General features: G+C 72.9%; 9 protein-coding genes, 1 other RNA gene and 1 pseudogene. 7 read left to right on the top strand and 4 right to left on the bottom strand.

Annotated elements, in window-relative coordinates; all coding sequences use genetic code 11:
* Nucleotides 1–10 precede the first annotated feature (10 nt).
* From ACZ3I3_RS04955 to ACZ3I3_RS04965, 3 genes are read left to right on the top strand one after another with little or no spacing between them, the layout of a single operon-like run.
* Nucleotides 11–1,123, top strand: a complete 1,113-nt coding sequence (locus ACZ3I3_RS04955; RefSeq protein WP_467362585.1) for a hypothetical protein — start codon at nucleotides 11–13, stop codon at nucleotides 1,121–1,123.
* On the top strand, nucleotides 1,120–5,100 hold the full coding sequence (eccCa, locus tag ACZ3I3_RS04960; RefSeq protein WP_467362587.1) for a type VII secretion protein EccCa: 3,981 nt from the start codon (nucleotides 1,120–1,122) through the stop codon (nucleotides 5,098–5,100). Before ACZ3I3_RS04955 ends, eccCa begins: the two co-directional genes overlap by 4 nt.
* Complete coding sequence (locus ACZ3I3_RS04965; RefSeq protein WP_467362589.1) at nucleotides 5,097–6,497, top strand: DUF6177 family protein; 1,401 nt, start codon at nucleotides 5,097–5,099, stop codon at nucleotides 6,495–6,497. Before eccCa ends, ACZ3I3_RS04965 begins: the two co-directional genes overlap by 4 nt.
* An 85-nt stretch (nucleotides 6,498–6,582) precedes the next feature.
* Here ACZ3I3_RS04965 and rnpB read toward each other — a convergent pair.
* From rnpB to ACZ3I3_RS04980, 3 genes and pseudogenes are all read right to left on the bottom strand, one after another.
* Nucleotides 6,583–6,990, bottom strand: an RNA gene (gene rnpB, locus ACZ3I3_RS04970) — RNase P RNA component class A.
* A 115-nt stretch (nucleotides 6,991–7,105) separates the two neighbouring features.
* Nucleotides 7,106–7,885 (bottom strand): annotated as a pseudogene (locus ACZ3I3_RS04975) (DMT family transporter); the annotation flags it as partial.
* 19 nt (nucleotides 7,886–7,904) lie between these two features.
* Nucleotides 7,905–8,744 carry an AraC family transcriptional regulator gene (locus ACZ3I3_RS04980; protein ID WP_467362591.1) on the bottom strand — a complete coding sequence of 280 codons (840 nt, stop codon included), beginning with the start codon at nucleotides 8,742–8,744 and terminating at the stop codon, nucleotides 7,905–7,907.
* A 99-nt stretch (nucleotides 8,745–8,843) separates the two neighbouring features.
* On the opposite strand from ACZ3I3_RS04980, the gene ACZ3I3_RS04985 reads away from it, so the two are divergent.
* The 4 genes from ACZ3I3_RS04985 (at nucleotide 8,844) to eda (ending at nucleotide 11,775) form a co-directional block, all read left to right on the top strand.
* Nucleotides 8,844–9,599 (top strand): MerR family transcriptional regulator, encoded by a 756-nt coding sequence (locus ACZ3I3_RS04985; protein WP_467362593.1) that lies wholly within the window; start codon nucleotides 8,844–8,846, stop codon nucleotides 9,597–9,599.
* Nucleotides 9,596–10,186 carry a hypothetical protein gene (locus ACZ3I3_RS04990; RefSeq protein WP_467362595.1) on the top strand — a complete coding sequence of 197 codons (591 nt, stop codon included), beginning with the start codon at nucleotides 9,596–9,598 and terminating at the stop codon, nucleotides 10,184–10,186. Before ACZ3I3_RS04985 ends, ACZ3I3_RS04990 begins: the two co-directional genes overlap by 4 nt.
* Nucleotides 10,187–10,229: 43 nt before the next feature.
* A complete protein-coding gene (yaaA, locus tag ACZ3I3_RS04995) occupies nucleotides 10,230–11,012 on the top strand; it encodes a peroxide stress protein YaaA (RefSeq protein WP_467362597.1) in 783 nt (260 codons plus the stop codon).
* Nucleotides 11,013–11,127: 115 nt separating this feature from the next.
* The gene (eda, locus tag ACZ3I3_RS05000) at nucleotides 11,128–11,775 is read left to right on the top strand and encodes a bifunctional 4-hydroxy-2-oxoglutarate aldolase/2-dehydro-3-deoxy-phosphogluconate aldolase (RefSeq protein ID WP_467362599.1); all 648 of its coding nucleotides are present in this window, start codon (nucleotides 11,128–11,130) and stop codon (nucleotides 11,773–11,775) included.
* On the opposite strand, the gene ACZ3I3_RS05005 is transcribed toward eda, so the two are convergent.
* Entirely contained in the window at nucleotides 11,750–13,549 is a 1,800-nt protein-coding gene (locus tag ACZ3I3_RS05005) for a bifunctional RNase H/acid phosphatase (protein ID WP_467362601.1), read from the bottom strand. The two genes, eda and ACZ3I3_RS05005, sit on opposite strands and share 26 nt — an antisense overlap.
* Between the last annotated feature and the right edge of the window lie 3 nt (nucleotides 13,550–13,552).

The raw sequence follows: 13,552 nt of genomic DNA on the forward strand, positions 1-13,552 counted from the left end.
GGTGACCGGCATGGCAGGGGGAGGGGACTGGCAGCGCGACGTGCTGCGCCAGCTCACTGACGGTTATCCGGACCCGGGTGTCCCCGCCGTGTCCGAGGAGCAGGCAGCTCAGGTTGCCCCCGAACCGCCGCAGCCCTCACACCCGACCGCTTCCGCACCACCTCCGGTCCCCCGCCGGACGCCTGACCCCCGTGTCCCCGCCCCGGTCCCCGAGTCCCTCCCCACGGTCGATCCGCGCCTCGCCCTCGCCCTGGGCAGCCCGCACCACGGTGACTCGGCCGCACGCCGCGCCGGGGCGTCCCTGCGCCGCCTCACCGCCTCCGCCACCCAAGAGGTGGCCGAACAGACCCGCTTGGCCCAGGAGTTGCAGCAGCCTGTCACCACCGGTCGAGTCATCGCCGTCACCTCCATCCGCGGTGGCGTGGGCAAGTCCACGGTCTCCGCGCTGCTCGGCCGTACCTTCAACCACTACCGGCACGATCCGGTGCTCACCCTGGAGGCCGACGCCGCCCTGGGCACCCTCCCGGTACGGATGGGCGCGGACACCGTGCGCTGGTGTTGCGCCGACCTCGCCCGGATCCTGACGCCCGCGATGCAGCTCACGGACATCACGGGCTACCTGGTGCCCGTGACCGACGGTGGCTGGCTGCTGCCCGCGAGCCAGGGGCGGGTCGGCGCCCCCATGGACATCCGCACCTACCGGACGGTGACACTGGCCCTGCGCCGGTACTTCGCAGTGACGGTGGTGGACTGCGAGACACTGCCCGGCGAGGTGGCACGCACGGCGATGGACACCGCCCACGCACGAGTCGTCGTCGCCCCGATGACCGCCGAGGGCATCCACGGAACACGCCAAGTCCTCGACTGGCTGGGCCAGTTGCCGCACTCCGCGCTGGCCGGAACCGTGGTCGCCCTCAGCGCGAACTCCCCCGACACCACCCTCGACCCGAAGACGGCCGCCGCGCACCTGCGCGAGCCCGGCGTGCCCGTCGTCCCGCTCCCCTACGACCGTCATCTCGCCCAAGGAGGCCCCATCCACACCGCCATGCTGGGCCGGAGCACCCGGGATGCGGCCGTCCGCTTGGCGGCCGAGGCGATGCGGCGGGCGGTGAGGGTGCGATGACCCAGCAGGTGATCCACCGGCCCGCCCGCAGCACCCGCCCCCTCGATCCCGCCGCACCTCGCACCATCGAGGCACCTCCGAACCTCCCGGAGGGCAAGGTCGGCAACGCCGCCACGGCGCTACTGCCCATGGCAGGTGTCGTCAGCTCCGTCGTACTGATGACGGTCATCCGCAACAGCCAGTTCGCCGCGATCGGCGCGCTCGTGCTGGTCGTCGCCCTGCTCGGAGCGGTGGCGCTGTTCCTGTCGCAGCGCGGCAAGGCACAGCGCACCCGGCGCGTGCAGCGTGAGCGCTATCTGGAATATCTGGAGGAACTGCGCGAGGAGTTGGGCACCGCGGAGCGGGACCGGCGACAGGCGGCACGCGAGCTGAACCCACCGCCCGAGGCCCTGTACGACCTCGTCCGGGACCCGGCCAGGCTGTGGGAGCGGCGGCGCCCGGACGCGGACTTCCTCTCGGTGCGGGCCGGCACCGGCGACGTACCGGCACATGAGCTGGCCATCGCGCAGAACAGCACCGGCGGTGTCCTCACCCCACCGGACCCGTTCATGCTGAACGAGGCCCGCGCCCTCCAGGGCCGCTTCGGTACGGCCACGGACTTCCCGCTCACCGTGCCGCTCGACCGGGCAGGGAACGTCAGCATCATCGGCGACCGGGACGGCGTCCTCCGGGTCGCCCGCGCGTTGCTGCTGCAGACCGCCGTGACGCACGCGCCGGACGACGTCGCCGTCGCCCTCGGCACCAGCGACGAGCCGGAGTGGGCATGGGTTAAGTGGCTGCCTCACATCCTCGAACCACAGACGTACGACGGCCCGGTCGCCGCCCGCCGTATCGCCCCCCACCTGGCCGAGCTGGCCCGGTTGTGCGCCCCCGACCTGCGGCAACGCGCCGCTTACGCGGCCGAGGTACGCCGCGGACTGTCCGGCCGGACCAAGGACGCCCTGCGCCTGACCTCCCGCCTGCTCGTGATCAGCGACTCTTACGGCACTCCCGCGGGTGAACTCCCCCGCCCCGACTCGGCGATCGGGCTGCCGGAAATGGGTGTCACCGTGCTGCACCTGCTTCAGCAGCAGGTGCACGAGCCCGATCAGGTCAGCGTGCGCATCACTGTCGACGGCAACCGGATCGTCATGGACGACCTGCGCGCCGCGAACGCGCCCTCCGGCCACGGCACGGTCGACGCAGTGACCACCGCCGGAGCCGAGGGCGTCGTCCGCATGCTCGCCCCGCTGCGTCTGTCGGCCGAGTCGGCGGCCGAGGGCACGCCTGTGTCCGGCCCGGTCGACTTCCCCGCGCTGCTGGGCATCGACGACCCGGCCGACCTCGACCTGTCCCGCCTGTGGGCGCCCCGAGGAGAGCGGGACATCCTGCGCGTCCCCATCGGCCTCACCGACCGCCACGAGCCGGTGCTGCTGGACCTGAAGGAGTCCTCGCAGCTCGGCATGGGCCCGCACGGCCTGTGCGTGGGCGCCACCGGCTCCGGCAAGAGCGAACTGCTGCGCACCCTCGTCCTCGCGCTAGCCGCCACCCACTCACCCGAGGACATGGCCCTGGTCCTGGTCGACTACAAGGGTGGCGCGACCTTCGCCCCGTTCGCCGAACTCCCCCACGTGGCCGGCGTGATCACCAACCTGGAGAACCAGGCCGGGCTCGTCGAACGCGTCCACTCCAGCCTGGCCGGTGAGGTCAAGCGCCGTCAGCAGGTCCTCAAGGACGCCGGGGACCTCGCCGACATCGGCCACTACGCGACCCTGCGCGCCACCGGCCGCCCCGACCTGGAACCCCTCCCCCACCTGTTCGTCGTCATCGACGAGTTCGGCGAACTCATCACTGCTAAACCGGACTTCATCGACCTGTTCCTGTCCATCGGCCGCATCGGGCGCTCCATCGGCGTCCATCTGCTGCTGTCGAGCCAGCGCATCGAGGGTGGCAAGCTCAAGGGCCTGGACACCTACCTCTCCTACCGGCTCGGCCTGCGCACCTTCTCGGCCGACGAGTCCCGCACCGTCCTCGACACCACCGACGCCTTCCACCTCCCGCCCCTGCCGGGCTTCGGCTACCTGAAGGTCGACACCTCCACCTACGAGCGTTTCAAGGCCGGATACGTCTCGGGTCCCTACAGCGGACCGGCCCAGCGCGACCGACACGACGACGAGCCAGTCGTCCGGCCCTACCCGGCGTACAACACCCCTCAAGAGACAAAGGCGGTGGAGGAGCCCGTCGCCACCCAGCGGGAAACCGGCCCGACCGCCCTGTCCGTCATGGTCGACCAACTCACCACGGCAGCCCCGCCGGTACGACGCATCTGGCTGCCCCCACTGCCCGACGCCACTACCCTCGACACTGCCGCAGGCCCACTCCAAGCCGGCGCAGACGGTGTGCGCCTCACTCGCACCAGCGGCCCGATGAACGTCCCGCTCGGTGTCCTGGACGACCCGGCCCGGCAGTGGCAGCAGCCGTGGCAGCTCGACCTGACCGTCGCCGGCGGGCACGCGGCCGTCATCGGAGGCCCGCAGTCCGGCAAGACCACCCTCCTGCGCACCCTCGCCCTCTCCCTGGCCCTCACCCACACACCGCATGACGTCGCCGTGTACGGCCTCGATCTGGCAGGCGGCGGCCTGTCCGCCCTGTCCGGCCTGCCGCACGTCGGCGGTATCGCCTCCCGCGCCGACCACGAGCGGGTCGCCCGCACGGTCGCCGAGGTCCGCGGCATGCTCACCCAGCGCGAGGAGCTGTTCCGCGAGCACGGCATCGACTCCGTCGACCAACTGCGCCGCCTGCGGTCCAAGGGACGGCTGCCGGAACTGGCCGCCACCGACGTCGTACTGATCATCGACGGCTTCGGTGCATTGCGCGACGAGTTCGCCGACCTCGACGACGCGGTGGCGGACCTGCTCAAGCGCGGTGGCGGCTACGGCATCCACGTCGTGGCAGGCATGCTGCGCTGGAACGACGTCCGCATCGCCACCCAGTCGATGTTCGGCACCCGCATCGAACTGCGCCTCAACGACCCGGCCGACTCCTCCATCGACCGAAAACTGTCCGAGACCCTCGGCCCCGGCACCCCCGGCCGCGTCCTGACCGACGGCAAGCTGTTCGCGCAGGTCGCTCTGCCCCGCATCGACAACCGGCCGACGGCAGACGACCTGGGCCCCGCGCTCGAACACGCCGCCCGCACCATCCGCGCCTCCTGGCACGGCGAACTCGCCCCGCCCGTACGGGTCCTGCCCACCCGCCTGTCGGCGGCCAGGCTGCCGGGACCGGCCGCCGAACCGGCGACGGTCCCCGTAGGCGTCGACCAGGAGAGCCTGGCGCCGGTCCTGCTCGACCTGTTCGGCACCGATCAGCACCTGCTGGTCCTCGGCGACAACGAGTGCGGCAAGACGAACCTGCTGAAGCTGATCGCCACCCAGCTCGTCCGGCGATACAGCGACAAGGAACTCGTCTTCGGCGTCTACGACCCCCGCCGCGGCCTGCGCGGCGTGGTCCCCGAGCCCTACCGCGGCGGCTACGCCCACAACGCCAAGCTCGCGGGCGCACTGTCCACCGGCATCGCCACGGAGCTGGAGAAACGCCTGCCGGAGACGGCGGACCCCGACGCTCCGATGACCACCGAGCCCGCCTTCACCGGGCCCCGCATCGTCATCCTGGTCGACGACTACGACATCCTCACCGCGGCCGGTCAACAGCCCCTGGCGCCCTTCCTGCCGTACGTCTCCTCCGCACAGGACATCGGCCTGCACTTCGTCGTCGCCCGCCGCACCGCCGGCGCTTCCCGCGCACTCTACGAACCCCTGCTGACCACCCTGCGCGAGACGGGCACGACCGCACTCGTCATGACCGGCGAACGCACCGAAGGCCAGCTCTTCCCCGGCCTCTATGCGTCTCAGCAGCCGCCGGGCCGGGGCACACTCGTCCGCCGCGGACGCCCGCACCAGCTCATCCAGACCGCCCTCGCAGATGAAGAAGGCCCGTGACCAAGGACGTCATCGCTCTCACTCCCAAGATGCCGGACCTGCCCACCCTGCTCGCGGGCCTCTACGCCGGCGGCCCCGACCTCGGCGTGAACACCACGGCCGACGGCGCCGTCGTCCAGCTCTGCGGCCCCGACGGCCGCCCCCTGGTCTCGGTGGAGGCGCCCATCCTCGTCCAGGTCCCCGGCGAGACCAACCGCCTGCTGGACCACACGGTCGAGGACGGGCCGGTGTGGTGGACCGAGGCCCGTGCCTCGACCGCCGTCGCCGAAGCCGGACGGCTCGCGGGCTCCTTCGCCGGACGCCTGGCCACCGTGCTGGGCGGGACGGTTTGGCCGCCGGAGGCCGCCACCACCGACGTCGTCCCCCTCAGCACCGACGTCTCGGCCATCCCGGCCCCCGCCACCACCGCCCCCGCCGTGGACGTCCTCACCGCCACCACCGTCGTGGTCATCCAGGACCGCCCCCTGATCGCCATGACCAGCTGGCTCTCCGACGCCCTGCGCACCGCGACCACCGCCGACCGCGCCCTGCAGATCGTCACCCCGCCCACCGCACGCCTCACCCTGCCCACCCGCACGGCTCTGCGCGGCCTGCCCAACCGCTGGGTCGTCCAGGATCCCGAGCACGGCTACTACGACGGCCTGTCCGGGGCCGTACTCCACTGGAGGAACGGCACCTTCACCCCCGTACTCGACGAGCAAGGTGCCACCAGAGTCGCCGAGGCCTTCGCCCCCGCACCCGACACCGGTGACCGCCAGCTGATCCTCACCCTGCGCACCCGACACCCCGCCGACGACCATCTCGTCCTCGGCGGCGCCCTCGAAGCCGTCTTCCAGCACCTCACCGGCGCGCCGCCCGCAGGCTGGAGCACCGCCGAACCCGTCAACCTTCCCTGGTCGACCCGCCAGTTGACCGACCTGGCCCGCGCCCGCGCGCCCCGGCCCACCTGGCTCATCGCCGTCGGGCACCCCGACCGCCCCGCCCTCGCCACCGTCCGCGTGCTGCGCACACCGGCCGGGGTCGAGGAGGACATCACCCTCGCCGTCGGCTACGGCGGAGAGGAGACACCGCCCCTGGACACCATCGAGGCCCTCGCGGCCGAACTCGACGCCCAGCACGGCCTCGTCACCCTGCTGACGTCACTGCGCGCCGCCCGCCGCGACCTCACGGTCCCCCCACACCTCGAACCACCGCCGATCCCCGTCACGTTCACGCTCGGACACGACGAGTCCGAGCGCATCAGCCCGGCCCGCGCCGGGCACCCGCTCCAAGGCCCCACACCGGCACGGCTCGGCCCCGCGGCGCGGCCCGCCCTCCACTACTCCCTGAGGGACGGAAACGATGCCCAGGCCTGGACCACGTTCCAGCACCTCATCAAGCATCTGAAGCAGACATGACTGCCATGACAGTCGGAACGGCGCAACAGGGAAGGGCCTCCGGTGGAGATCGGAGGCCCTTCCCAGGCAAAGCCGCAGATAGCGGCAGACGAGTCGGGCTGTACGCCGGGTTCTGTTCCCGGGGTTCCTCGCGGAGCCCCGGGCGACGGCCATCCATCTAGGGCCGGCGTTGCCACCGGCCTCGTGCGGTCTACCCGCGGACTCGGGCGGGCAGCCCTCGAACGTCCGCGCAGAGCGCTTTTTACGGCGCTCCTCTTGACCTTGCTCCGGGTGGGGTTTACCTAGCTGCCTGAGTCACCCCAGGCACTGGTGGTCTCTTACACCACCGTTTCACCCTTACCGAGGGCCGGAGCCCTCGGCGGTTTGCTTTCTGTGGCACTGTCCCGCGGGTCACCCCGGGTGGCCGTTAGCCACCACCCTGCCCTGTGGAGCCCGGACGTTCCTCGGGGAGCTCCCCGTCAGGGGGACTCCACGCGGCCGTCCGCCCGGCTCGTCTGCCGTGTCGACCATGGTACCCGGCGGACGACACGCTTCGGCGCCGCGGCCGTGGCCAGCACCGAGCCCGCCAGGATCAGGGTGAAGGCGACGCCGATGCCGAAGGTCAGTTCCTCGTCCAGGAAGAGGGCGCCCGCGGCGACGGCGACCGCCGGGTTGACGTAGGTGATCACGCCGGCCCGGGTCGGGCCGATCTCCTTGATCAGCTCCAGGAAGGCCACGAACGCGATCGCGGTGCAGACGATGCCGAGGCCGGCGAGGGCTGCCAGGACCTCGGCCGAGGGCATGGTGGCGGGCCGGGTCAGGTAAGCGGCCGGGGCGTAGACGACGGCGGCGAGCGTGAGGCAGGGGGTGATCAGCTGGAGGGTCGGGACGTCCTTGAGATGCCGGGCGGCTATCAGCGGGGCGGTGGCATAGCCGACGACCGTCACCAGTACCTCGGCCAGGGAGCGGGCATCGCCGCCGGTGAGGTGGGGCAGGGTGAGGACGGTGACGCCCGCGAGACCGAGGGCGAGTCCGGCGACACGGCGGGCGCCCACGCGTTCCTCGGCGCCGAAGAAGCGGGCCAGAACGAGGGCGACGATCGGCACGCCCGCGATGAGGAGTCCGGCGGTGGAGCTGGACAGATGGCGTTCGGCGTCGGTCAGGGTCCACCAGGGGCCGATGATCTCGATGACGGCGAAGGCCAGCATCGGCTTCCAGTGGGTCCGGACGGTACGGCCGAGGCCGCCCTGGCGGAGCGCGAAGGGGAGCAGGAGCGCGGCGCCCAGCGCGCAGCGCGTGAACACCACCATGGACGGGGACACGGCGTCCACCGCCACCTTGATCATCAGGTAGGGGACGCCCCAGACCACTCCCATCAGGGAGAACAGGAACCAGCCGCGTGCAGTCATACGGCGAGTTTCGGGGTCCTCACCCCGCCGCGTCTTGAACGCTGTTGCGGTACGCCGCCGGGGTCACGCCCAGCACGCGGCGGAACCAGCGGGTGAGGTGCGCCTGGTCGGCGAAGCCGACGAGGCTCGCGACTTCGGCGGGGCGCAGGCCGGTTTCCAGGAGGCCGCGGGCCTTGGTCACTCGGTGCTGGGCGAGCCAGGCGTAGGGCGGTACGCCCATCGTCGTGCGGAAGGCGCGGAGGAGCTGGTAGCGGGAGAGGCCCAGGTCGGTGGCGAGGTCGGACAGGGAGGGGGGTTCCAGCAGTTCGTCGGCGAGGCGGTCGCGTACGGCTCTGGCGATGTGGCCGGCGCCGGGGACGGTGTCCTCGCTCGCCCGGGCCGTGGAGTGCCGACGGGCCAGAGCCGTGAGCAGCCAGGGCAGCCGGGACTCGGCCTCCAGTGGGTCGGGGCAGGCGCTGAGGTCGGTGTGGGCGGCGCGCAGGGCGGTGGCCAGTTCGGGGTCGTGCAGGACGGGGTCGCGGAAGTGCGGGGTGCCGCCGAGCGTGCCGTCGGTGAGGAGGGACGGTTCGGCGTACAGGGCCTGGTAGGCGTAGCCCTCGCAGGCGGCCGGTCCGCCGGTGTGCATCTCACCCGGTTCCAGGACGACGATCGAGCCGGGGTAGGAGTGGATCTGCCCGCCCCGGTACGCGATGACCTCCGAGCCGCCGACCGTGACGCCGATGGTGAATTCGTGGTGGGCGTGCGGGGCGTAGACGTGCCGGTCGAAGTGGGCGGTGAGCAGGTCGAGGGCCGGGCCCTCACGCCCCAGCCGCGCCCTGGCCCAGCGGGCCTGTTCCCGTATCCGCCCCTGTGCGCTCATCTCGTACCCCCGGCCCACAGGGGATCAGAGGAAGTCGGTGGTGTCCAGGCCGGATGCGGTGCTTGACCTTGCCGCAACGTCAACGTCTCTACTGGTCCCATGCGGATCGGAGAACTCGCCGCCGTCGTCGGTGTCACCACGCGGGCCGTGCGGCATTACCACCATCAGGGGCTGTTGCCGGAGCCGGAGCGGCGGGCGAACGGGTATCGGGAGTACGGGCTGCGGCACGCCGTCGTGCTGGCGCGGATCCGGCGGCTGACGGAGTTGGGGCTGGGGCTCGCGGAGGTGCGGGATGTGCTGGCGGACGACGCGGCCAAGGACCTCGTCGAGGTGCTGACCGAGCTGGACGAGGATCTGGCGCGGCAGGAGGAGGCCATTCGGGAGCGGCGGGGGCGGTTGCGGGCGTTGCTGGAGGCGGAGGGCGGGCTGCCGGCCGAGGGGCCGGTGTCGCCCGAGTTGGCCGCGCTGTTCGCGGGGACCGCGCAGCTGTCGGACTCGCCGATGGCGGCCAAGGACCGCGAGATCATGGCCTTCCTGGAGACGGTCATGCCGGACGAGGCGCGGCAGCAGCTCGTGTCGTCGCTGGGTGAGGTGTTCGGCCGGCCCGACGCCGCGGCGCGGGCCGACGAGGTGTACGCCCTGCTCGACGCGCTCGCCGACGCGGAGCCGGACGATCCGCGCGTCGCCGGGGCGGCCCGGGCCCTCGCCGACTGCATTCCGCCGGGGCTGTTCCCGGAGATCGGGGATCTCGACGGCGACGACAGTGTGCTGCGCGCCTTCTACGAGGACCTGGCTCCGGCCCAGGCGGAGGCGCTCCGCCGGACGCTGCGTCTCCTCACCGAGGAGCGGCGGTGAAGGTCGCGCGGCTGGTCGTACGGCACGAGGCGCGGCTGCTCGTGAGTCTCGTGCTGTGGGTGGTGCGGCGCACGCAGGGGGCGCGCGGCGGGCAGGTCTTCGGGTACGCGCGCGGGCAGGGCGCGATGATGTTCGGGTTCGGGTTCGTGTGTCTCGTCGAGACGGTCGCGATGTCCGTGCTGCTGCGCGACTGGCCGACCGCGCACGCCGTGCTTCTCTTCCTGGACGTGTACGGCATCGTGCTCGTCGTCGCGCTGCACGCCTCGTCCGTCGTACGGCCGCACGTGCTGGACACGGACGCCGGCCGGCTGCGGATACGGCGGTACGTCCATGTCGACCTGTGCGTGCCGCTGGAGCGGATCGCCTCGGTACGGCGCGAGCTGCGGATGTCGCACGAGCGGGCCGACGGCGAACTGGACGTGGAGGTGGGCTCGCAGACCACCGTCACGCTCGAACTGACCGAGCCGGTCACCCACGTCACCTTCCTCGGCCGGCGCCGCGAGGTGCGGATCGTCCGCTTCCACGCCGATGACGCCGACGGCCTCGTCCGCGCCCTCGGCGGCGCCCTCGGCCGGGCCCGCGTCTGAGCTCCCCGTACGCTGTCGGCGGAGTTCGATCGAAGGAGTACCCGTGCTCGTCCTGCTGCCGCCGTCCGAGGGCAAGGCCTCTTCCGGCCGCGGTGCCCCGCTGAAGCCCGAGTCGCTGTCCCTGCCGGGGCTGTCCGATGCCCGGGAGGCCGTCCTCACCGAGTTGGTCGAGCTGTGTGCCGGCGACGAGGAGAAGGCGCGCGAGGTGCTGGGGCTGAGCGAGGGGCTGCGGGGCGAGGTCGCCAAGAACGCCGGCTTGCTCACCGCGGGGACCCGGCCGGCCGGGGAGATCTACACGGGCGTGCTGTACGACGCCCTCGGCCTGGCCACCCTCGACACGGCGGCCAAGCGCCGCGCCGCACGGTCGCTGCTGGTCTTCTCCGGGCTGTGGGGAGCGGTCCGGGTGACGGACCGGATTCCGTCCTACCGGTGCTCGATGGGGGTGCGGCTGCCGGGTCTCGGTGCGCTGGGCGCGCACTGGCGTACGCCGATGGCGGCGGTGCTTCCGGAGGTGGCCGGGGACGGGCTGGTGCTGGATCTGCGGTCCGCCGCGTACGCCGCCGCGTGGAAGCCGAAGGGCGAGGTCGCCGGGCGGACGGCGGCGGTGCGGGTGCTGCACGCGCCGACGCGGAAGGTCGTCAGCCACTTCAACAAGGCGACGAAGGGGCGGATCGTGCGCAGCCTGCTGACCGCCGGGGCCGCTCCGAAGGGGCCGGCCGAGCTGGTGGAGGCGCTGCGGGATCTCGGGTATGTCGTGGAGGCGGAGGCACCCGTGAAGGCGGGGCAGGCGTGGTCGTTGGATGTGCTCGTGACCGAGGTCCACTGAGCAGCGTCGCAGCGCAGCACCGAATGACAGCCCGCAGCCCTTGCGTTGCAGCCCTGCATTGCAGCATATGCAATGAGCTTTGCGCATGTTGGTGAGTCGGCGGCAGGATACGGCCATGTCCTCTCCCCTGCCCGCCTCCGTGCTGGACCTCGCGCCCGTCGTTCCCGTCGTCGTCATCGAGGATGCCGGTGACGCCGTACCGCTGGCGCGGGCGCTGGTCGCCGGCGGGCTGCCGGCGATCGAGGTGACGTTGCGGACGCCGGCGGCGCTGGAGGCGATCCGCCGGATCGCCGGGCAGGTGCCGGAGGCGGTGGTCGGTGCCGGGACGGTGATCAGCGCCGAGCAGGTCGCGGACACAGTGGCCGCGGGCGCACGCTTCCTGGTCAGTCCCGGCTGGACGGACGTGCTGCTGGAGGCGATGCGGGGCTCCGGCGTGCCGTTCCTGCCGGGGGTGTCGACCACCTCGGAGGTCGTGGCGCTGCTGGAGCGCGGGGTGCGGGAGATGAAGTTCTTCCCGGCCGAGGCCGCGGGCGGTACGGCGTATCTGAAGTCGCTGGCGGGGCCGCTCCCCCAGGCCCGGTTCTGTCCCACGGGCGGGATCGGCCCGGCCTCCGCCCCGGACTATCTGGGCCTGCCCAATGTCGCCTGCGTGGGCGGGAGCTGGATGCTTCCGCAGGACGCGGTCGCGGCGCGCGACTGGGGCCGGGTCGAGGCGCTGGCCCGTGAGGCGGCGGCGCTCAGCGCAGGTGGGACGTGTCGTTGAGGAGCCGGACGCTGGCGTTGCCGTCCGCGTAGTACGCGACGACCGACAGGGACGCGGCCGACAGTTCCATCCGGAACAGCGACTCCGGCGGGGCGCCGAGGGCGAGCCGGACGAGTGTCTTGATCGGGGTCACGTGTGTGACGAGCAGGACCGTGCGGCCCGCGTACGCCGCGACGAGCTTGTCGCGGGTGGCGGCGATCCGGGTGGCGGTCGCCGCGAAGCTCTCGCCGCCGCCGGTGGGTTCGGCGTCCGGGGAGGCGAGCCAGGCGTTCAGGTCGTCGGGGTGGCGCTCGCGCACCTCGGCGAAGGTGAGGCCCTCCCAGGCCCCGAAGTCCGTCTCGCGCAGCCCGTCGTCGACGCCGACGTCCAGGCCGAGCCGGGCGGCGATGATCCCGGCGGTCTCCCGGGTGCGGGTGAGCGGCGACGACACGATCGCCTGGATCGTGCCCCGCCGGGCGAGCAGGGCGGCGGCCCGCTCGGCCTGGTCCCTGCCGATGTCGGAGAGGGCGGGATCGGAGCCACCGCTGCCGGAGAACCGCTTCTGCGGCGTCAACGGCGTCTCCCCGTGCCGCAGCAGCACGAAGGTGGCGGGGGCACCCATGTCGGCGGGCGCCCACCCCGGGGCGGCAACGGCCTTGGCGGCACGGGTGTCGGCATCGGCCTTGGCCACCTCGGCGTCGGCACGCGGCTTGGCGGCACGGCCGCCGGCATCCGCCCCGGCACCGGCGCCCGGCTCCTCGTCGGCACGAGCATCGGCGCCCGCCCCGGCCGCACGACCACCGGCATCCGCCGTGGCCCCGCCGTCGTCGGCACGCCGCTTAGCGGCACGGGCATCGGCATCCACCTCGGCCGCACGGCTACCGGCATCCGTCGTGGCCCCGCCGTGGTCGGCACGCCGCTTGGCGGCACGGGCATCGGCATCCACCCCGGCCGCGCCGGCACCGGCGCCCGGCTGCTCGTCGGCACGAGCCTCAGCACCCGCCCCGGCCGCACGACCGCCGGCATCCGCACTGTCGGCGCGAGCGTCGGCGTTCGCCTTGGTGGCGGCGCGCGTATCGGGATCCGCCGTCACCGCACCCGCGTCAGCCCCGGCAGCCGGCGCGCCATCGCCGCCACGCTGCTCCGTCGCCCCGGGCACGGACGGCGGCGCGGGAGAAGAAGCCCCGCGTTCCGGAGCCCGGCCGGTCGCCAGGGCTTCGCGTGCCCTCGCGGCGCCTGCCGCAGCGTCACCCGGTGGGCCCTGCGGGGCGAGCGGCGCGGCGCCTGCCGTCGCGTCACCCGGTGGGCCCTGCCGTTCTGGCGGGGCGACAGTCGCGGCGGGCGTGTCGAGGTCCGCCGTCGAAGTGGAGGCCGACCACTGCTCCCCCCTGGCCCCGGCGTCCATCGCCTCGTTGGCCAGCCGGTCCGCGTGCTTGTTGCGCTCGCGCGGGATCCACTCGTACGTCACGCGCCCGGGCGGGAAGATCCGGGCCGCGTCCGCGGCCAGGGGCTTCATGTCGGGGTGTTTGATCTTCCAGCGGCCCGACATCTGCTCGACCACGAGCTTGGAGTCCATCCGGACGTGGACCGTCGCGGCCGGGTCCAGCTCGTGGGCGGCGCGCAGGCCGGCGAGGAGGCCGCGGTACTCGGCGACGTTGTTCGTGGCGACGCCGAGGTACTCGGCGGCCTCCCGCAGCGTCTCACCGGTCGCCGCGTCGCTCACCACGGCCCCGTAGCCCGCGGGCCCCGGGTTGCCCCGCGACCCGCCGTCGGCCTCGACGATGAACTCCCGCACCGG

Source organism: Streptomyces sp. NPDC016851, assembly GCF_055562795.1.